Source organism: Halorhodospira halophila SL1 (assembly GCF_000015585.1).
Classification (GTDB): Bacteria; Pseudomonadota; Gammaproteobacteria; order Nitrococcales; family Halorhodospiraceae; genus Halorhodospira; species Halorhodospira halophila.
Map to the genome: position 1 here is coordinate 707,913 of NC_008789.1, position 16,366 is coordinate 724,278.

Below are 16,366 nucleotides of genomic sequence, written 5' to 3' on the forward strand. Positions count from 1 at the left end.
ACCATGTTCGAGAAGAACGCCGCCCTATTCCTCTACAGCGTCAGCCCCGTCCACATGGGGGCTGGCACCGCGACCGGGGTGATCGACAACCCCATCCAGCGCGAGGTGCACACGCAACACCCGAGCTTCGCCGGCTCCGGGCTCAAGGGCGCCATCCGCCACGGCTTCAAGGCCCTTGGCGGCAACCCCGACCAGGCCGATCAGCTCTTCGGCCCCCGCCAGGGCGATCTCCACGCCGGCGCCGTGAGCCTCGGGGACGCACAGCTCGTCGCCCTGCCGGTGCGCACCCGCCGGGAAGGCTACGCCTACGCCACCTCGCCATTGGCCCTCGCCCGGCTGCAGCGGCTGCTCCACCAGGCCGGCCTCCAGCCCGAGTGGACAGTGCCCACGCTGCCCCAGGGCGAGGCGGCTCGCGCGCCGGCGGCCGTCACGCCCGAGGGGCTCGAGGCCCTCACCGCCGACGGCGGCCGGCTCCACTTGGAGGTCTTCGAGCTCGCCGCACAGGCCGAACCCGGCGTAGCCGCCATCGGGCAGTGGCTCGCCGAGCACGCCCTCAGCAAGGACCACGGCGAGTACTTCCGGAACAAGCTCGCGCGGGACCTAGTGATCCTCCCGGAGACCGAGCTCAACTACTTCAGCCGCAACGCCATGGTGGTCGAGCCCCACGTGCGCATCGATCCGAAAACCGGCACCGCCGATGGCAGTGGGCTGTTTTATACCGAGAACCTGCCGCCGGAGAGCCTGCTCGCCGCGCCGGTGATGGCCAGCGGCGACCGCAGCGGTGAGCGGGAGCTCGACAGTGCCGCTGTCATGGCGCAGCTCCATACCGCCCTCGACGGCAACACGCTGCAGATCGGCGGCGACGCCACCACCGGCCGGGGGCTGGTCACGGCCCGACTCGTGGAGAAGGTATCATGACAACGCCCATGACCCTCGAGCAGCAGCGCGCCGCCGATGCCTGGCAGGCTGCGGCGGCCTGCACGGACCCCTACGCCAAGCTCGCCAAGGGGGCGCCGGCGCTAATTATGAACAGCGGTCTGATGCAGACCCTGGCTTTCCTTGAAGACAAGGGCGAGGACCACCACCGAGCCCTCGCTCGACAGCTGCGGCGGTGGATTGTGCGGCAGCACCCGGAGCTGCTAAGCACCCGCGGCGATAGCGCGGACCCGGGCTATGAGGCAATCATGGAGGCGCTGCTCCACGCCGAGCCGCGCACCTTCCAGGCCGTGACCGCGGAGGCCCTCGCCTGGCTGCGCTGGGTCCGCCAGATCGCGCCCACTCGCGTCGAGGAGCGTTCGTCATGAGCCGCGCCGCCGTTCCCGCCTACCTCGGTGAGGACTTCCGGGAGGCCGCTCCGGGCCACCGCTTTGCGCTCTATCTCAGCGTCTGGGATCAGCAATGGAAGAAGCAGCGGGGCGGTGCGATCGAGGAGCTGCTGAAGCTGAACGACGACGATCGGAAGCGGCTGGGCGCTTTGATCGAGCGCCAACGCCGGCTACTCCAGCATGAGGAGAGCGCACAACCAGGGAGCACCCTGAACCTGCCGGCCACGAGCACGAGCCCCTTCACAACAGGGCTCGGCATGGCCCACCCGCTGGAGAACGGCTTCGCTTTTCTCACCCCCTACGGCCTGCCTTACCTCGCGGGAAGCGGCGTCAAGGGTGTCCTGCGCCAGGCGGCGCGGGAGCTCGCCGAGGGGGGTGAGTTCGAGGATCCCGGGCGCGATTGGGACTGGCCCGAGATCGAGGCACTTTTCGGGAGCCCCGGCGAGGACGAAGGCGGCGTGACAGGCCGGCGCCGAGGCGCCCTAAACTTCTGGGACGTCTTCCCCGAACCAGGGCGAGGGCAAGACCTGGCCTGGGAGGTCATGACACCCCATCAGGGCAGCTACTACCAGGACGCTACCGGCCAAACCGCACCGCACGATAACGGCGCGCCCGTGCCGATCTACTTCCTCGGTATCCCGGCCGGCAGCGGTTTCCGCTTTCATATCCAGTGCAATCGGGCCCTGTTACGGCAGACGGGACCGACACTGCTTGAGCCAGCGGGCGAGGACGGCGATCGAGCACGCTGGCAGGTTCTGCTCGAAACCCTCTTCGCGCACGCCTTCGAGTGGCTCGGCTTCGGCGCCAAGACGGCGGTCGGCTACGGCGCGCTGTCCATCGACGAGAAGACCCGGCGGCACGAGGCCGAGGCGCGCGAAAAGATCCGGGCCGAACAGGCACGCAAGGAACAGCTTGCGAGCTTGCCGCCCGGGCAGCGTCGCGCGGAAGAGCTGCTTGAGCAGCGCCAAGACCCCAGCTATCCGGCGCACCGCTTCTTGCTCGAACAGCTCGAAGCCGGTGCAGTAGCCGCCGAGGAGCAAGCGGCCCTGGCGCAGGTTGCGCTCGACTACCTCGCGCAAGACCGTGAAAAGGTTCGTAAGACGAAGAAAGCCAAGCAGAAGCTGCCGAAACTGGACGAGGAAGAGGTGCAACTTCAGCGCTTCGTCGACGAGGAAGGCACAGGGTGATTCGACTCCATCCGCTGCAGCTGACCTTCGAGGCGCAGGATGCGCTGGTGCTGCCGGCGCAGCCGGGGACCTTGTGGCGTAGCGCCATCGGGGCGCGGCTGCGAGCCGACGCCTGCATCACCGGCGCCTCGCAGTGCCGCGGGTGCCGGGTCGCCGAGCGCTGCGCCTACGCGCAGCTCTTCGAGCCGCCGCGCCGGCATGCCGGCCTCGCCCCGCGCTTTCGCGATCCACCTCGCCCCTGGGTGATCGCCCCTGGCCCCGGCGGGCAGCGGGTGGCCCCCGGCGAGCACCTCGAGCTCGGTCTCACCCTCATGGCCGATGGCCTGGCGTACTGGCCCTCCCTCTATCGAGCCCTTCAGCGGCTGCGGCTCGGGCCTGCCCCGCTGAGGCTGGTTCGTGCCGTCAGCCACCCGCCCCAGGGCGAGCCGGCCCCGGCGCCAGCCAAGCCGCTGCCGGGCTATCGGCCCGAGCCGCCCGCGCCGCCGCCGGAGGGCTCAGTCCAGATCACCCTCGACAGCCCCCTTCGGTTGCAGCGCAACGGCCGCCCGCTCACAGCCGAGGCATTTTCCCCCGAACCGCTGATCGCCGCGCTATTGCGCCGGATCACGAGCCTCGATGAAACGGCGCCCGAGGTCGACCATGGTGCGCTAACCCGTCATGCGCAAGAGGCCGTGGCCCTGCGTGATCCGGTGTTGCGCTGGTACGACGCCGATCGATCCTCGAGCCGCCAGGGCCGGCGCGTACCGCTCGGCGGGTTGGTCGGGCACTTCCGTCTTGAAGGCGCGCTCGCCCCCATCTGGCCGTGGCTTTGGACAGGGCAGTGGGTTCATGCCGGGAAAAGCGCCGTCATGGGCCTTGGGCGGTTTCGCTTGGTCGAAAGTGAGGAGCGAGGCGGTGTACTTGGGATCTAGTCCTGCGCACCCCGTTTGCCCGGGACACCTGCCCCCGGGGCACAGTTGGGGGCGGTTTCAGGGCTAGCCAGCCCGCTAACCCTGCAGTACCATCGCCTCTATGGGCCTATATGCTCTTTCACAATAGGATTTGGATGCAGATGCAACTGCATATTAACTACTCAGGCGCGGGAAAACTCGCTAACCCCCTTTGCAACCTGCTGATTACAAAGTACTTTTGGGGTCGAGGAGTCTGAGACGAGCCCTGCTTGAAAAGGGATTAAGACAAGGTCTTGATGTGACCCATGGTGGCCACATCCTGTCTGAGACGAGCCCTGCTTGAAAAGGGATTAAGACCGCTCCTGGACGGCCACCCCGAACCGGACCATGGATCCCGACTCGATACCGAGCTGCTCTGCTTCCTCAGGCGCCAGCTCCAATGCGGCATCCACCGGCTCGGGCGGACGATACTGACCACGCCCGGGCGTCATGCGCTCGAGGGCGATAACCTCACCGTCGGCGATCCGGGCTATCGTCAGCGGAGCAGCCGTATTATCCAGGCCTGGCACAGCTGGGCCCGGGCTGCCGGCTGGAGCCGTTCAAGGGCCTGGCTCTGACGCTCAAGGCGGACTGGCAGGGCATCCTCAACGCCTTCGACTCGCGCATGTCCAACGGTCAGATCCAGGTCACCAAGGGCCACGCTCGAGGTTTCCGCACCACCAAGAACCTGATCACGAAGCGGCGGATGGCCGTAGAACAGGCCATCAAAGCCCTTTGGCATCCGCCCGGTTGGCTCGATAGGCCCGCCGAGACGAGTGTTAACGGTCTTCGTGATCGTATTCGATATCGATCACGCTGATGCGAGCACCAACGGCCTTGTCGACGCGCACATACTGGCAGCGCCGCCCTTGAGCCTGCGTGAATAAGGCAGCAGCCACCGAGGCCTTCTTGGTCCCCCCGGTGATGTCCACAAGAACATCTCTCTCCCGTAGCCGGAGCCCCCGTGTTTTGATCAGACCGTTCCAGACCGATTCGATCGCCCGCCAGACCGCGCTGACGTCCTCAAAATCGCAGCCGTGTGCCATTTCGGTTGAGTGCGTATCCAGACCCTCGACCGTCACCTGCCGATCCGCCCCGTCAAGGAGGCTTTCGACGAGCTGCCGAAATACCGGAAACTGCTTGCACGATCCATGGGTCCCGGAGGAGTAGATGACCACGACGCGCTCGAGCTTGGGCAAGTGGGCGCGGATGGCCTCCAGAGGCATCCTCCAGTTGCTCAGCGCATCGTTCACCAGCCCGAGGTCCGTAGAGCTATTCAACGGACGCACTCCCCCCTTCGCGAGGTCGTTGACCAAGTTGTTAGGGTTCGGGTGAGCGCTCAACAGAAGGATCAGTACCCGGCGCGGTTGCGGGTTCTCCTCGTCGGTCGCGTGCATAGACGGCGGGATTTCATGGTAAATCAGATAGATCCAAACCCCGATTAATACCAGTACCGCAGCGATAAGGGCCGCCGTGTATCCCCACTGGTCGGCGAGAAAGCCCCCCCCATCTTCCAGGAGCCGCAAGAGCCCACTCGACAGGGTGTCGATGGATAGCAGCACAAGCAGAACAACGACCAGCGCCTTGCCGGTTCGAAATCCCAGTCGGCGGCAGGTGCGAATCAGCTCACGCCCAAGATCTCCGGGTACCCTTTTCATCTGTCAGCCTTGACCTGCTGCACGTGATAATACGCGAGTCGGGCATCCATGCCGTCCATCTCATCGGCACTGAGCTCTCGGCCCCGGCGCTCCGGAGGGATATCCAGAATCAAGTGGCAATACCACGCGCCACGGCAACAGACCCCTTCGGCAAGGTGCACGGGGAGTGTACCGATCACTGTATCGCCGGCTGCGACCTGCTCGACATCCAGGTGCTCGACCTGCCGATCGACATCGAATCCCTGCCGCTTAGCCCACTCTGTAGCCCCGGGATGACGGGATACGAACCATACTGTCATGTCATTTCCTGCAAAGGAGTGACCCGGGGCTTGCTCCGCCCGGGGGTTCCCGGTCTCTGTGCATCAGCCGCCTACGCCATCGGCCCGCGCCGCGCATCACGATAGCCTCGCCGAGCGCCAGGGTCGAGTGGATCGTGCACTCGATGGCGACTAGCAAGCTTGCAGGAACGCTTGCCGGTGCGCTGCTTCGTTACGATACCTCCAACGTCACGTCACGATTGGAGGGAATGAGCCATGAAGCGTTACCTGCCGAGTGTTCTGCTAACCGGTGTCGTGCTTAGCTCTGGTGCAGCCAATGCGGCGCCGGCCCCGTTCGGTCTCGAGATCGGTGCTTCCTGCGATTCCGCGACGCAGTACAACGCGCAGTCGCAGGGCGTATCTGCTATCACCGACGGACCTGTCTACGAGATCGGCGGCAACCAGATTGACTTCGAAGGGCTGCAGTCCGTGACGGTGATCTGCGATGAGCAAACGAACGTAGCCGCCGTGGTTGCCGATTTTCAAAAGCGCTTCGGGGGGGCGACCTTTAATCGGCTTGTCGACATGTTGCGAGATGAGTATCGGCTTGTCGAGATGAACGACGCGCATGTCGGGGATCAGAATGCACGGTTCCAGGCTGATGAAGTCCATATCCTTGTTGAAGAGCCCCACATGAGCCGAACCACCTCACTCGTCTACAAGACGGAGGCGTTCAGCGATGCGTTTGCCGCTTACCAGCAACAGCAACAACGCCGGCAACAGGAGAAGGAAGCAGGTCAACTCTAACTCACGCCCATCGAGCCGGGAGGGGGGATAATCCAATGTGGAACTGGCTACGTGAATGGTTTCTCCAAGTGGGCGCGGGCCACGCCAGGGAAGACACGGACGGTGGCACCGACACGAATGAAAGGATGATCAACCCGGCTACGGGCTTGCCCATGGTTGGCTCCGTGGACACGGAAGGGAACCCCTACGGAACAGCCCCCCCGTCGAGCGGACAAGAGGACATACCTACGAACGAGTACCCGTCGAGCCACGCAGGCGGGGGAACACCCTGCGAGATGGGCTTTGAGGAGTCAATGGGCGACTCGGGTCCGGTTGACGATCCCCACACGCCGCGAATCAACCCGGCCACTGGGCTTCCCATGACTGGATCGCTCGATACCGCAGGCAATCCTTACGGCACTGATACAAGCACTGGGCCCGAGCATGGGCATACGGGACTAGCTGACGATGGCACCCCATCTCCATTCAATGATGATATCGATCATAGCCGGCTGTCTGGCGGGTTTTCCGGCCTGGACGACGACTGGGGCGTTGGCGGATCCTCCAGCCCCTTCGATGACTAAGAGCAAGGAATAATTTTTTCAGGGCCATGGAAGGCCCTCCCTGGATGACCCGTCCGCATGATTTTTCACTTTCCCGTCCCGCTGTCCTAGCACCCCACCCGATTTACCAAAAAGATTTCTCCATGGACCAGCACAAAGGACCCGGGACCCCAGTGCTTTCGGGGCTTTTTTTTACCCCGTCGAAGGCGCTCGTAGCAGCAACTCCGAGACCGCCTTCCGACCGCATCCAGCTAAATCCCTTGGCACCGCTACTGGATCCCCACCCTTCCGTTCTTGCCCATGCACCAGAGGATGGCTTCGGAACTCAGATCGAAAAGCCTCCCTCCAAGGACTCCGCGGGAGAATTTAGGAACCTAACCCCTTTCCAACAGGGCTAGGTTCGGACAAGAAGAGGCTAAGGCCATCATCGAGGTCCTCGGCGAGTCTTAATCCCTTTTCCAACAGGGCTAGGTTCGGACGAGCTTGGCAAGGAGATCAAGGAGGAGGAGTCCCGTCTTAATCCCTTTTCCAACAGGGCTAGGTTCGGACAAGGGACACTCCGGAAAGAGTGGCCCCGTTGGGAGGTCTTAATCCCTTTTCCAACAGGGCTAGGTTCGGACTCCTCGACTCTGTACGCCCTTTATTATCAGCGCGTTACAAAGGGTGTTAGCGAGAATCGCGGAATCCTGCGAGTTATGATTGCCTCTCATCCGCACATTATTCTCATTTGTAAAATGATCGTGATCTGCCTACCTCACTGAGATTCTAAAGCAAATGGGCAGCCGTCAGCCAGGGGTGTACGCCCATGGCGGCTCAACTGCTCGCCCACGGCGCAAGGCCGCGGGCACGAAGCTCAGTCATCGCGCTCGCCTCGCTCGACGCAGGCGAAATACACCCTGATCAGGAGGAGCGGCCGCAACTCAAGCGCTTTAGCCAGATCCGCGATCGTGTAGATCGTTGGGTTGGCCCGACAGCGACAAAGGTCGTAGAGACTCTGGCGACTGATCCCTGCCCGGCGGGCCACTTCGGAGAGCGAGAGCCCACGGGCGCGGGCCTGCTTGCGGATGAGCAACTCAAGCGCCGTGGACATCGCCGTTCTCCGCAATCGCTGGCGTACCGAGATAGACGCACTCGGCTGCCAAGGCTTGAGCAGCACGGCGCTGCCAGCGCCGGTGCAAACCGGCATGTACCTCCCAGCGGCTGAAAAGCGCTTTATTCGCGACTTCCAACCTCGTCCCACGCCGGTCGATATAGAGCGTCCCCACTCCTTTGCTCCCCTGCTGCAGGCTTGGCAGCAGATTGGCACAGAGGGCGACAGGACAGCGGTAGCGGCAATCTTGCGGAACACACCCCACCCTCCGAACGCGGACCATGGATCCCGACTCGATACCGAGCTGCTCTGCTTCCTCAGGCGCCAGCTCCAATGCGGCATCCACCGGCTCGGGCGGCCGATACTGACCGCGCCCGGGCGTCATGCGCTCGAGGGCGATAACCTCACCGTCGGCGATCCAGGCTATCTTCAGCGGAGCCGCCAAATTGTCCATGTGGAAGACGGGCTCGCTCTCCTCCGGCCATGTAAACAGGATCCGCTCCGACCGGATCTGCCCCGGGCTGGCGTGCTGAAACCCCCTGGCCCGGGTCTCGGGGGTGGCCGCGAGCCGGACCTCGACGGGATCTCCGTCAATGAGGACCGATACTTGCGGAAAGCCCTCGACCCCCTTGGAGCAGCCAAGGGGCACCAACACGGTTAGGGCCAAGATCTTCAGGTACCGCATCGGCACGGTCTCCACCAACCGGATGGGTCACGGCGCCTTTGCCGATCACGCCGGCTCCAGAAACCCTATGGGGGCCATGAGGGCCCGCGTCATCCGGCTTGTCTGCGATAGCTGTCCCAGGTGAATTGCAAGGCGGTCCCATCCTCCAGCAGGCGGTCCATGACGCGCTCGCCCAGGGTTCCGGTGAGTTCCTCGTAGCCGAGGTTGGAGATGACCACCGTCGGCCGCATGTCGGAGTAACGCCGGTTGAAGACCTCGAAAAGCACCATGCGCTCGTGCTCAGAGCCGGTCTGCACACCCACCTCGTCCAGGACCAGCAGCGGCACGCCCGCGAGCCAATCGAAGACCTTTTGCTCGCTTTGCTCGCTTGCGCGGTCGTAGGTTCGACGCACCTGGCGGACCGCATCCGAGACGCTGGTGTAGTGCGCCTGGCGCTGGTGGTCGTTAATGACCCGCCGCGCCATGGCACACGCCAGATGCGTCTTACCGGTACCGACCCCACCCGAGAGGATGAGGTTGGTGCCCGCCTGGAGACGCTCGGGGAAAGTCTCGGTATAGCGGCGACAGCATTCACGAACCCGACCCGCCTGCTCTGTCACCGCCTCAAAGGTGTCGAACGTGGCGGTTTGATACCGCGCCGGGATGCCGGCCAATCTCAGCATGGCCCGGGTCCGCCACTCCCGACGCCGCTCCAGATCCTCTCGTCGCTGACGCTCGCGCTGGGCCTCGAGGCAGTGCGGACACTGCCCTCCAACCCAACGATCGCCTAACCGGGTGTAGATGGCCGAATAGTGCCCGTGCTCCGGGCAGTGCTCCTGCTGCTCGCAATACCCACTGTTGAGGGCGTGCCCGATGCTTTGCATACTGCCTCCTACCAGTCGGGGTCCGTTTCGAAACCGGCGGCTGCGAACTTCTCGGCCTCGGCTTGGTAGCTCTTCTCCAATGACTGCGTGTTGGGAGCGGCCGGGCCGGCCCCGCCGACTTGCCGGCCGCGCTCGATGGACTCGAGCCAGCGCTCGTCTTTCAGGTAATTCCCCGGGTTGGGGATATACCCCGCGCGCCAGCGCCGGTCCTCACGCTGTCGACGTTCGATATCGCTGAGGATGGTGTCGATGCGCCACCACAGTCCCCGCTTGCGGAAAATCTGGTAGGCCTCGCTCTGCTTGACCTTCCTCGGGTAGGCCGCCCAGAAGCGCTCGAAGATGGCGCGGCTATCGGTCGTGGCCGACGACGGCCCCTGCCCGCTCTGCTGCACGGGGGCCTTGCCGGCGTCCGCACACTCCGCGTCACACACCGGTGCGCCCTCTAACCTGGAACCGTCCGCGGTGTGTGATGGGGCTCTCTTCCGGACACCGGAGACCGGAGGTGTGCCGGGATGAGGCTCGTCAGGGCGTGCCGGCTTTATGCCGGTTTCCGTGCCGAGATCCCCCGTCCACATCCCGCCATGAGCGGATTCAGTCGTGTCGGCATGCGTGCCGGGATGATCGTGCCGGGATTGTGTCGGGTTTGTGCCGGGTTTTTCCTGGGAAGAAGAATCCGTCTGCGCCAGCGGACAGTAGAAGATCAGGCGCTTGCCCTGCGTACAATCGATGGCCAATCCCGACCGGATGAGCCAGTCGACGGCACGCCGCACGGACGACTTGCTCGGGGTGCCGGTGTCTGTGAGCCCTTGGTGCGGCTCGACATAGCTCGCTTCCCGCAACGACTGCCAGCTGATGCGACGCTGCGCGCCAACCAGGCCCGTGCTGTAGTCCATGTGCGGACGGATGCCCAGGATATAGACACGCAGCGCCAGGCTGGGGAGGCCGGCCAGGGCCTCCAGTTCTTCCTGGCTGAGCTTGATGGCACTCATCACCGCCCCTCCTCCACCGCCGGCACACCCTGGCGTCGCGCGGCGTACTCTCGCTGGATGGAATCGGCCTCCTGGACGAGCTGCCATACGGCCTGAGCAGGCACGCGGCAGCGTTGCGCGACACGCAAGTAGCGCTCAGGGCCGGGCAGACCATGGTGTTGTTTCCAGGATCTCCAGACGGCGTCGGCCTGCTCCGGCTGCAAGCGCCGCGGCCGGCCGGGATCCCGGGCCACCCCCAGCGTCCGCCGGCGACGGGCGACCTCGGCGGGCGTCATACCGAACAGCGCTTCCATCATCGCCCCATGGGCGTGGTGGCGGATGAGCTCATCGGCCAGGTCGTCTTCCTGCGCACGGCGGCGAGCCCGCTCGATAGCGGCCGCCAGGCGTTCGGGGTGGACGTGGATATCGAGGAAGTAGCGGGCTTGGGACAGCAGGTACAGGTACTCCCGGAATGTGAGCTTCTCGATCTGCTCGACGCTGCCCGGCTCCTGCTTGCACTCGAGGGCGTGCAGAATGGCCTCGTGTGCGAGCTTGTTGGGGCTCATCGTGCTCATGGCTAGCCCTCCCATAGGTCCATATTGCGCTCGGTGGCGGTCTTGCGGAGTTGGCGACAAAGCTGAATCAGCTGCACGAAATCGTGGATGTCGGCGTCCGGAACGGAGGGGTCCGACCAGAACTCCATCGCGATCCGGGGGTAGACGGGCGACCCCATGCGGCTGCGCACGGTGTCGGGGCTTTCCTTCGCCAGATGGGGCAGCTCGTAATTGCCCGGTAGGTGTTGCCGGTGGGCGTCGCGAGCCAGGGCTTCGGAAACAGCGAGCAAGGTCCACCAGATCCACTGGCGGGCCGGGCGGCCGGATTCCACGTCACGCATTGCCGGCAACTCGATGAGATACCCGACCCCGTGATCCCACGAGTGCAGGTACCGATCGAGCTCATGGCGTTGTGCGATCCGGTGGGCGAGACGATAGATGTGTTCGCGCAGATCCGGGACGGAGTCGTACTCAACCTCATCTTCCGGGGGTTGCGGAGGGGGCGCCTTAGCCTTGGGCCGGTTGAGCACCGCTTCGGGCTCAAACGGAGTGGACTCTTCCAGGCTCCCGCCCCCCTCCTCGCCCCAGGATGGCGCGTGCGCGTCGGCGCTATCCTTGGGGGACGATCTCTCTACCCCCCCCAGCGTCTGCCGAGGTGCTCTCCTCCGGGGTAGCGCCCTCCATTCCCAGTACTGAAGCGGGCTGATCCGCCATGTGGTCGGCGCGTTTTGGGAGCGGGTGGCCACTCAGGACTGTGTCCATTTCGTAACGCACGGCACGGCGGTCGATGCCGAGCGCTTCCGCCATCCGGGCCGCAAGCTCCTCCCGACCCTCCTCGGGGTCCCACTCGGCGGCATCCGTATTGGCCAGAGCCTGCTCCCAGAGGATGTCGAAATCCTCAGCGTCCCGCTGATAGTGGTGCCAGACCTGGCAGGCCGCGTCGTGGATCCTCCTCAGGTAGTCGAGCGTTCTGGCCCCGAGACTGTTCAGCGCCTCTGGAATCGCGGCCAGCAGGTGTTGCGCCGCAAACTCGTACCGGAGCAGTTGACGCTTACTGATCGTGTAACCAAGGGCATGGAGCCGGGTAATGAAGGCATTCCGGCTGAGACGCTCCCCCACTTCGGATTCCAGATGCCTCCGGAGGTGCTCCAGCGCAAGGGCCTTATCGATCAGCGCGAGCTCGCCTCGAAGCTCGTTCTCGACCAGGTGGCTGGTTAGAACGGTGGTCTCACCCTGCCAGGGGTGGTAGAGGCAGTAGATCCGCGCGAAAGCCTCATCCCCCGTTTCGGCGTAGAGCTCACGCAGAATGCGTAAACGGGTATTGCCGCCGGCACAGGTGATGTAATGCTCATCCCCTGGCCGGCGGGTCACATCCAGGCTGTTGTTGAGCCCGCGCTGCGCAGCAATCGACTGCTTAATCTCCTCGTAACGGGGATTCTCCAGGCGGCGCGGGTTGTCCTCGTACTCAACCACCTGGTCGATGGAAAGCACCATCTGGGTCACCGTGACCGGGTCACCCGGTCGGTCCAGGGACTGCTCCCGGTTGCCGTAGTGCCCCTGCCACAGACCCTGACGGACCTTCTCGGTCAGGCCGCGTTTTGCCATATGCGTCTCCGGCGCTCTGAGCTGCGCTCTTGCTGGTTAGGCCGAGTCGAGATGCGGGAACAGCTCTTGCGTAAGAGCTCGCATGGTCTCGAGCGCTGAAGGGGTCGGCCCTTCCCGCCTTGGCTCCCAGCGATGCGCCGGGATCTGTCGGGTCGCCGCCTCCCGGTAGGCCACGGTCGCCGGCACTGCGGTTTCCAGGATCGTGATCTGCCCCTTACTCGGCTCGTAAGTCTCTCGACGCAGCTCGTGCGCAATGGCCCGGGCGTCGGCCGTACGATCCATGCGGTAGAGCAGTCCCCGCAGCGGGGCAATCGGTGCGCCAAGTGCCGCCATGGGCTTGAGGCGATCGATCATGCCGAGCGTGCCGCGGGCGAACTCACGCGCTGAAAGGATCTCGGGTGGAATCGGGGACAGGAGCATGTCCGCCGAGAGGACTGCAGCGTCCTGCAGTGGGCCGACGGCACCCTGCGTGTCGATCAGCACGACGTCGTAGATGTCGTCGTACTCGCTCAGGATGTGCCGAAGCCGAACCCGGCCGTCCGGGGTGTGCAGGATCCAATTCTGCAGGGCACCGTCCGGATCATCACTGAGAACCAGGTCGAGCAGCCCGCCCTCGTCGCCATCGATCTTGGTGGTGCTGACGGTGCTCCCGGTCTCGCCTTCGGTGATGAGTGCCGTTAGCCCCCTGGGGGATGGCGGGTCGTGAATGGGGAAATAGCTGGAAAGTGTTGGTTGAACGTCTGCATCGACGAGCAGCACGCGCTGCCCCAGATCGGCCAGATAGGCGCCCAGATTGGCGGTGACGGTCGTCTTGCCGACGCCCCCTTTGGTGGAGCAGACGCAGAGTTTGATTGCCATGGTGCTTCCCCTCCGCTTGGACCCAAACGGAGGGAATGCATCACCAGCCTAAAAGAGCTAAGACGATCAGAGCAGAACGCGGTACTTCGTGCGCAATGCCGTCATTTTGTCAACATTTCGACGCCGACTCTTAATCAGTAGGTTGAAGGTTCGAGTCCTTCGCGGCCCACCAGACAACTACCCGCAGCCATCATCGGTATGCGAAGGTAGGTCCGAGCCAGGGGCGAGCCCGCTTTCCTTCCCCGTTGGCGGGCTCCGAAGGGGCCGGTGCTGGATCCACCGGCCCTTCTCCCACTTCCTTGTAGACCCCTGGGGCTAAGACGCCTCGGCGTTCATCCTGGCTTCACCCGGTCTCGGTAAGATGCACCTCCCCCGTTGTACCGACTACGGCGCACCCCAATGCACCGCAGCTCCCTCAGCGTTACCTCAACACATGACTAAGCGCTTCCCGGCACTCTAGTCAAGTATCGACATCCTGTGAACGGTCGCGACCCGGACCTCGATGCGGACTGCGCGGGTCCGGCAGACTGTCGACCAACCGATGCAACTGGCCCAGATCGGGTTCCAAGTACTGCATCGTCGTCATCAGGCTGCTATGCCCTAAGAGCTGTTGCAACCCGCGCAGGTCCGGCTGCGGTTGCGCAGCGATCTCGCTCGCGCATGTGTGGCGGAGCCGATGGCCTCGTACCACTGAGCCATGAGCAGCTGACTGGCGATCACCGTCGAGCGGCGGCGGTACTCGCCGATATAGCACCTCCTCGCCCCCCAGCTCCTGGCTGCGCCGGTTCTTTGTCGGCGGCCGTACCACGACGCACATGATCATACGTTCGAGCACAGCGCTGCTGATCCTGCGCTCGCGTCTTGATTCGAAGGTGCGTTCGCCCTTTAGCCGTCGATGAACGGACTCGGCTCGCCCCGATACGTCAACGCCAGGCGGTGCATAGCCCGCGTGCACGCCACATAGAGGAGCTTGCGATCCATCTCGCTGGCGTAGTTCTGCGCGCTGGCGTGCGGGACAATCACACGGTCGAACTCCAGCCCCTTGGACAAGGGGACCGTGCAGACCACGATGCCCGTGGAGAAGACCTCGCTGGCCTCATCGAGGAGGCGTACGTCGGTCATCGACTCGGGCAAGGCCCGGAAAATGGCGCGCGCCTGCTTCGGAGTCTTGGTCAGGATGGCCAACGCGTTGTGCTCCGAAACTCGGAACGCCTCTATGAATTCGGCGACTTTCGCCACCTCTTCCTTATGGCTGCGGCAACGGATGGTCTGCGGGGGTTCTCCGTGGCGCTCCATGGCCTCGAGATCCGGATCGGGCTGGATCCGCTGGGCGAACTGCATGATCTCGTAGGTGGAACGGTAGCTCTTGGTCAGCGTCACCCGCAGGGCCTGGCGGAGCGTCGCCTGGATCTCCGCAGCGCTTGAGCTGTTGTACGGGTTGACCATCTGGTTGACGTCCCCGAGGACCGTTTTCGGGCAGCGGAACAAGCGGGCGAGCACGGCATACTGCACCGGGGTGTAGTCCTGCATCTCGTCGATGAGCAGGTGCTTGATGCCTCGATAGTACCGGGGCACGCCCTCAAGCCGCATCTTGAGGTAGATCAGCGGAAAGACGTCGGCGTACTCCAGCCGTCCGCGCTTGGCCGTGCGGAAGAGTTCCGGCCGACCCAGCCAGTCAAAGAACGCCTGGTAAGCCTGCCGGGGCGTGGAGCGATGAACCATGCCCTTGATGCGCTCGCGCAGCTCGCGGCGCTCATCGGGGCGCAGATCGTAGTTGTAATCGATGCCGAGGCGCTGCTCCATTTCGCGGGCCACTTGGCGCACCCGCTCCGTCGTACCCTTATCGGGGTGTTTGCGGTAGGCCCGCTCTAACTCTTCAGCTCGCACCCAGCACCCCCCGATCCGGATCGCCTCGGGCTGGAACTAGGCACGCTCTAGTTCAGCCGCATAGGTGTCGAGCTGTTCGAGGAACGCATCCGAGGCCTTGAAGGCCAACCGCTCTCGCATCGCCTCGTCGCCCCGCTCCAGGAGTTCCGTGGTCTGCTCAAGGAAACTCTGGAAGCGATACTTCCCCTCTAGGAGCTCGTCGGCGAGGCTCTCCATGCCGATCTGGTGCACCGCCTCCTCGCCGAGTTCCGGGAGGACGTCGGCGATATAGTCCGAGAAGACCCGGTTCGGCGAGAGGATCAGGATATCGTCGGACGAGAGGCTATCGCGGTAGCGATAGAGCAGGTAGGCGATCCGGTGCAGGGCGATAGACGTCTTCCCGGAGCCGGCCACACCCTGAATCACCAGGATATGCGCGTCGTCGTTGCGGATGACCGCGTTCTGATCCCGCTGGATTGTGGCAACGATATTGCGCATGCCCTCATCGGCCGAACGAGCGAGTTCTTCCTGGAGGACGTCGTCGACGATATTGACCGAGCTGTCGATCATCAGCTCGATCGAGCGGTAGCGGATCCGGAACTGGCGCTTGAGGGCAATCTCGCCTGTAATCTCACCCTCGGGCGCCTCGTAGCGCGCCGCCCCGGTTTCATAGTCGTAGAACAATCCGGCGATCGGCGCGCGCCAGTCGTGGACGACCTGCTCCTGGGCGTGATCGTCGTAGAAATTGCGGATACCGATGTAGATGGCTTCCGGCGCTTCGGCGCTCGCCGGATGGAAATCGATACGGCCGAAATAGGGGGACCGGGGGACCGCTGTACCTTGAGCAGATTGTCCCGGCGCTCCAGTGTCGCCTCGCCAACCATGGCCGACTGATTAATCGCCTGGCGGGTCGAGACCTTTTCGGCGTGGTCCATCTCGGCGCGGCTTTCCCAGAGATAGCTCTTCTGCTGCTGGATCTCTCGGGCGTAGGAAGACAGCCGGGCCTCAATGACCTGCAGGGCCCGCTGAAGTCGATCCTGGACCGCGTCGAGGTGGGCCTGCTCTGCATTGTTGGTCATGGAACCCGCTCCATCTCTATCGCCACCAAGGACCGTAAGGGCGTGCGTACCCCGGCGCACGCCGACATCGAAGCCCACGGATAGGCTGCGGAT

At 64.1% G+C, this 16,366-nt stretch carries 21 protein-coding genes; 7 read left to right on the plus strand and 14 right to left on the minus strand.

Features of this window, described 5'->3' with window-relative positions; translation table 11 throughout:
- Positions 1-3: 3 nt before the first annotated feature.
- From cmr4 to cas6, 4 genes are read left to right on the plus strand one after another with little or no spacing between them, the layout of a single operon-like run.
- Positions 4-918: a type III-B CRISPR module RAMP protein Cmr4 gene (cmr4, locus tag HHAL_RS03230; RefSeq protein ID WP_011813437.1), complete on the plus strand. Its 915-nt coding sequence runs from the start codon at positions 4-6 to the stop codon at positions 916-918.
- Entirely contained in the window at positions 915-1,304 is a 390-nt protein-coding gene (cmr5, locus tag HHAL_RS03235) for a type III-B CRISPR module-associated protein Cmr5 (RefSeq protein WP_011813438.1), read from the plus strand. Before cmr4 ends, cmr5 begins: the two co-directional genes overlap by 4 nt.
- Positions 1,301-2,512, plus strand: a complete 1,212-nt coding sequence (cmr6, locus tag HHAL_RS03240) for a type III-B CRISPR module RAMP protein Cmr6 (RefSeq protein ID WP_011813439.1) — start codon at positions 1,301-1,303, stop codon at positions 2,510-2,512. The genes cmr5 and cmr6 overlap by 4 nt, the downstream gene beginning before the upstream one ends.
- The gene (cas6, locus tag HHAL_RS03245) at positions 2,509-3,423 is read left to right on the plus strand and encodes a CRISPR system precrRNA processing endoribonuclease RAMP protein Cas6 (protein WP_011813440.1); all 915 of its coding nucleotides are present in this window, start codon (positions 2,509-2,511) and stop codon (positions 3,421-3,423) included. Before cmr6 ends, cas6 begins: the two co-directional genes overlap by 4 nt.
- A gap of 329 nt (positions 3,424-3,752) precedes the next feature.
- On the opposite strand, the gene HHAL_RS03250 is transcribed toward cas6, so the two are convergent.
- Positions 3,753-3,971: a DUF192 domain-containing protein gene (locus HHAL_RS03250; protein WP_041595029.1), complete on the minus strand. Its 219-nt coding sequence runs from the start codon at positions 3,969-3,971 to the stop codon at positions 3,753-3,755.
- 20 nt (positions 3,972-3,991) lie between these two features.
- Here HHAL_RS03250 and HHAL_RS13685 point away from each other — a divergent pair, with 20 nt between their 5' ends.
- On the plus strand, positions 3,992-4,261 hold the full coding sequence (locus HHAL_RS13685; RefSeq protein ID WP_420842055.1) for a transposase: 270 nt from the start codon (positions 3,992-3,994) through the stop codon (positions 4,259-4,261).
- On the opposite strand, the gene HHAL_RS03255 is transcribed toward HHAL_RS13685, so the two are convergent.
- Both HHAL_RS03255 and csx16 read right to left on the minus strand, forming a co-directional pair.
- Complete coding sequence (locus tag HHAL_RS03255) at positions 4,221-5,099, minus strand: hypothetical protein (protein ID WP_011813441.1); 879 nt, start codon at positions 5,097-5,099, stop codon at positions 4,221-4,223. The genes HHAL_RS13685 and HHAL_RS03255 overlap by 41 nt on opposite strands.
- Entirely contained in the window at positions 5,096-5,398 is a 303-nt protein-coding gene (gene csx16 / locus HHAL_RS03260; protein ID WP_011813442.1) for a CRISPR-associated protein Csx16, read from the minus strand. The genes HHAL_RS03255 and csx16 overlap by 4 nt, the downstream gene beginning before the upstream one ends.
- 234 nt (positions 5,399-5,632) lie before the next feature.
- Between csx16 and HHAL_RS03265 the strand changes: the two genes are divergently transcribed.
- Positions 5,633-6,163, plus strand: coding sequence for a hypothetical protein (locus HHAL_RS03265; protein ID WP_011813443.1), 531 nt, complete (start codon positions 5,633-5,635; stop codon positions 6,161-6,163).
- A gap of 1,395 nt (positions 6,164-7,558) precedes the next feature.
- On the opposite strand, the gene HHAL_RS13415 is transcribed toward HHAL_RS03265, so the two are convergent.
- The 11 genes from HHAL_RS13415 to HHAL_RS13535 form a co-directional block, all read right to left on the minus strand.
- Positions 7,559-7,795, minus strand: a complete 237-nt coding sequence (locus HHAL_RS13415) for a helix-turn-helix domain-containing transcriptional regulator (protein ID WP_041595030.1) — start codon at positions 7,793-7,795, stop codon at positions 7,559-7,561.
- The gene (locus HHAL_RS03275) at positions 7,779-8,480 is read right to left on the minus strand and encodes a DUF192 domain-containing protein (RefSeq protein ID WP_011813444.1); all 702 of its coding nucleotides are present in this window, start codon (positions 8,478-8,480) and stop codon (positions 7,779-7,781) included. The genes HHAL_RS13415 and HHAL_RS03275 overlap by 17 nt, the downstream gene beginning before the upstream one ends.
- 89 nt (positions 8,481-8,569) lie before the next feature.
- Positions 8,570-9,343, minus strand: coding sequence for an ATP-binding protein (locus tag HHAL_RS03280; RefSeq protein ID WP_011813445.1), 774 nt, complete (start codon positions 9,341-9,343; stop codon positions 8,570-8,572).
- An 8-nt stretch (positions 9,344-9,351) separates the two neighbouring features.
- Complete coding sequence (locus HHAL_RS12500) at positions 9,352-10,332, minus strand: hypothetical protein (protein WP_011813446.1); 981 nt, start codon at positions 10,330-10,332, stop codon at positions 9,352-9,354.
- Positions 10,332-10,886: an STY4526/YPO1902 family pathogenicity island replication protein gene (locus HHAL_RS03290; protein ID WP_011813447.1), complete on the minus strand. Its 555-nt coding sequence runs from the start codon at positions 10,884-10,886 to the stop codon at positions 10,332-10,334. Before HHAL_RS03290 ends, HHAL_RS12500 begins: the two co-directional genes overlap by 1 nt.
- Before the next feature lie 2 nt (positions 10,887-10,888).
- Positions 10,889-11,206, minus strand: coding sequence for a hypothetical protein (locus HHAL_RS13220; protein WP_144446076.1), 318 nt, complete (start codon positions 11,204-11,206; stop codon positions 10,889-10,891).
- Between the two features lie 268 nt (positions 11,207-11,474).
- Positions 11,475-12,470 carry a ParB family protein gene (locus HHAL_RS03300; protein WP_011813449.1) on the minus strand — a complete coding sequence of 332 codons (996 nt, stop codon included), beginning with the start codon at positions 12,468-12,470 and terminating at the stop codon, positions 11,475-11,477.
- Positions 12,471-12,506: 36 nt separating this feature from the next.
- On the minus strand, positions 12,507-13,328 hold the full coding sequence (locus tag HHAL_RS03305; protein ID WP_011813450.1) for a ParA family protein: 822 nt from the start codon (positions 13,326-13,328) through the stop codon (positions 12,507-12,509).
- 460 nt (positions 13,329-13,788) lie between these two features.
- Entirely contained in the window at positions 13,789-14,151 is a 363-nt protein-coding gene (locus HHAL_RS12885; RefSeq protein WP_081432151.1) for a tyrosine-type recombinase/integrase, read from the minus strand.
- Positions 14,152-14,213: 62 nt separating this feature from the next.
- The gene (locus HHAL_RS13530) at positions 14,214-15,143 is read right to left on the minus strand and encodes a 3'-5' exonuclease (RefSeq protein ID WP_244857311.1); all 930 of its coding nucleotides are present in this window, start codon (positions 15,141-15,143) and stop codon (positions 14,214-14,216) included.
- A 108-nt stretch (positions 15,144-15,251) separates the two neighbouring features.
- A complete protein-coding gene (locus HHAL_RS13535; RefSeq protein ID WP_242463985.1) occupies positions 15,252-15,878 on the minus strand; it encodes a helicase domain-containing protein in 627 nt (208 codons plus the stop codon).
- A gap of 242 nt (positions 15,879-16,120) precedes the next feature.
- On the opposite strand from HHAL_RS13535, the gene HHAL_RS13540 reads away from it, so the two are divergent.
- On the plus strand, positions 16,121-16,357 hold the full coding sequence (locus tag HHAL_RS13540; RefSeq protein WP_242463988.1) for a hypothetical protein: 237 nt from the start codon (positions 16,121-16,123) through the stop codon (positions 16,355-16,357).
- Positions 16,358-16,366: the final 9 nt, after the last annotated feature.

Coding starts and splice junctions, on each gene's coding strand:
- HHAL_RS12500 (WP_011813446.1), bottom strand. CDS start 10,332: ATGAGTGCCATCAAGCTCAGCCAGGAAGAACTGGAGGCCCTGGCCGGC.
- cmr5 (WP_011813438.1), top strand. CDS start 915: ATGACAACGCCCATGACCCTCGAGCAGCAGCGCGCCGCCGATGCCTGG.
- cmr6 (WP_011813439.1), top strand. CDS start 1,301: ATGAGCCGCGCCGCCGTTCCCGCCTACCTCGGTGAGGACTTCCGGGAG.
- HHAL_RS03290 (WP_011813447.1), bottom strand. CDS start 10,886: ATGAGCACGATGAGCCCCAACAAGCTCGCACACGAGGCCATTCTGCAC.
- cmr4 (WP_011813437.1), top strand. CDS start 4: ATGTTCGAGAAGAACGCCGCCCTATTCCTCTACAGCGTCAGCCCCGTC.
- HHAL_RS03305 (WP_011813450.1), bottom strand. CDS start 13,328: ATGGCAATCAAACTCTGCGTCTGCTCCACCAAAGGGGGCGTCGGCAAG.
- HHAL_RS13220 (WP_144446076.1), bottom strand. CDS start 11,206: ATGCGTGACGTGGAATCCGGCCGCCCGGCCCGCCAGTGGATCTGGTGG.
- HHAL_RS03255 (WP_011813441.1), bottom strand. CDS start 5,099: ATGAAAAGGGTACCCGGAGATCTTGGGCGTGAGCTGATTCGCACCTGC.
- HHAL_RS03280 (WP_011813445.1), bottom strand. CDS start 9,343: ATGCAAAGCATCGGGCACGCCCTCAACAGTGGGTATTGCGAGCAGCAG.
- HHAL_RS03265 (WP_011813443.1), top strand. CDS start 5,633: ATGAAGCGTTACCTGCCGAGTGTTCTGCTAACCGGTGTCGTGCTTAGC.
- csx16 (WP_011813442.1), bottom strand. CDS start 5,398: ATGACAGTATGGTTCGTATCCCGTCATCCCGGGGCTACAGAGTGGGCT.
- HHAL_RS03275 (WP_011813444.1), bottom strand. CDS start 8,480: ATGCGGTACCTGAAGATCTTGGCCCTAACCGTGTTGGTGCCCCTTGGC.
- HHAL_RS03300 (WP_011813449.1), bottom strand. CDS start 12,470: ATGGCAAAACGCGGCCTGACCGAGAAGGTCCGTCAGGGTCTGTGGCAG.
- HHAL_RS13415 (WP_041595030.1), bottom strand. CDS start 7,795: ATGTCCACGGCGCTTGAGTTGCTCATCCGCAAGCAGGCCCGCGCCCGT.
- HHAL_RS12885 (WP_081432151.1), bottom strand. CDS start 14,151: ATGATCATGTGCGTCGTGGTACGGCCGCCGACAAAGAACCGGCGCAGC.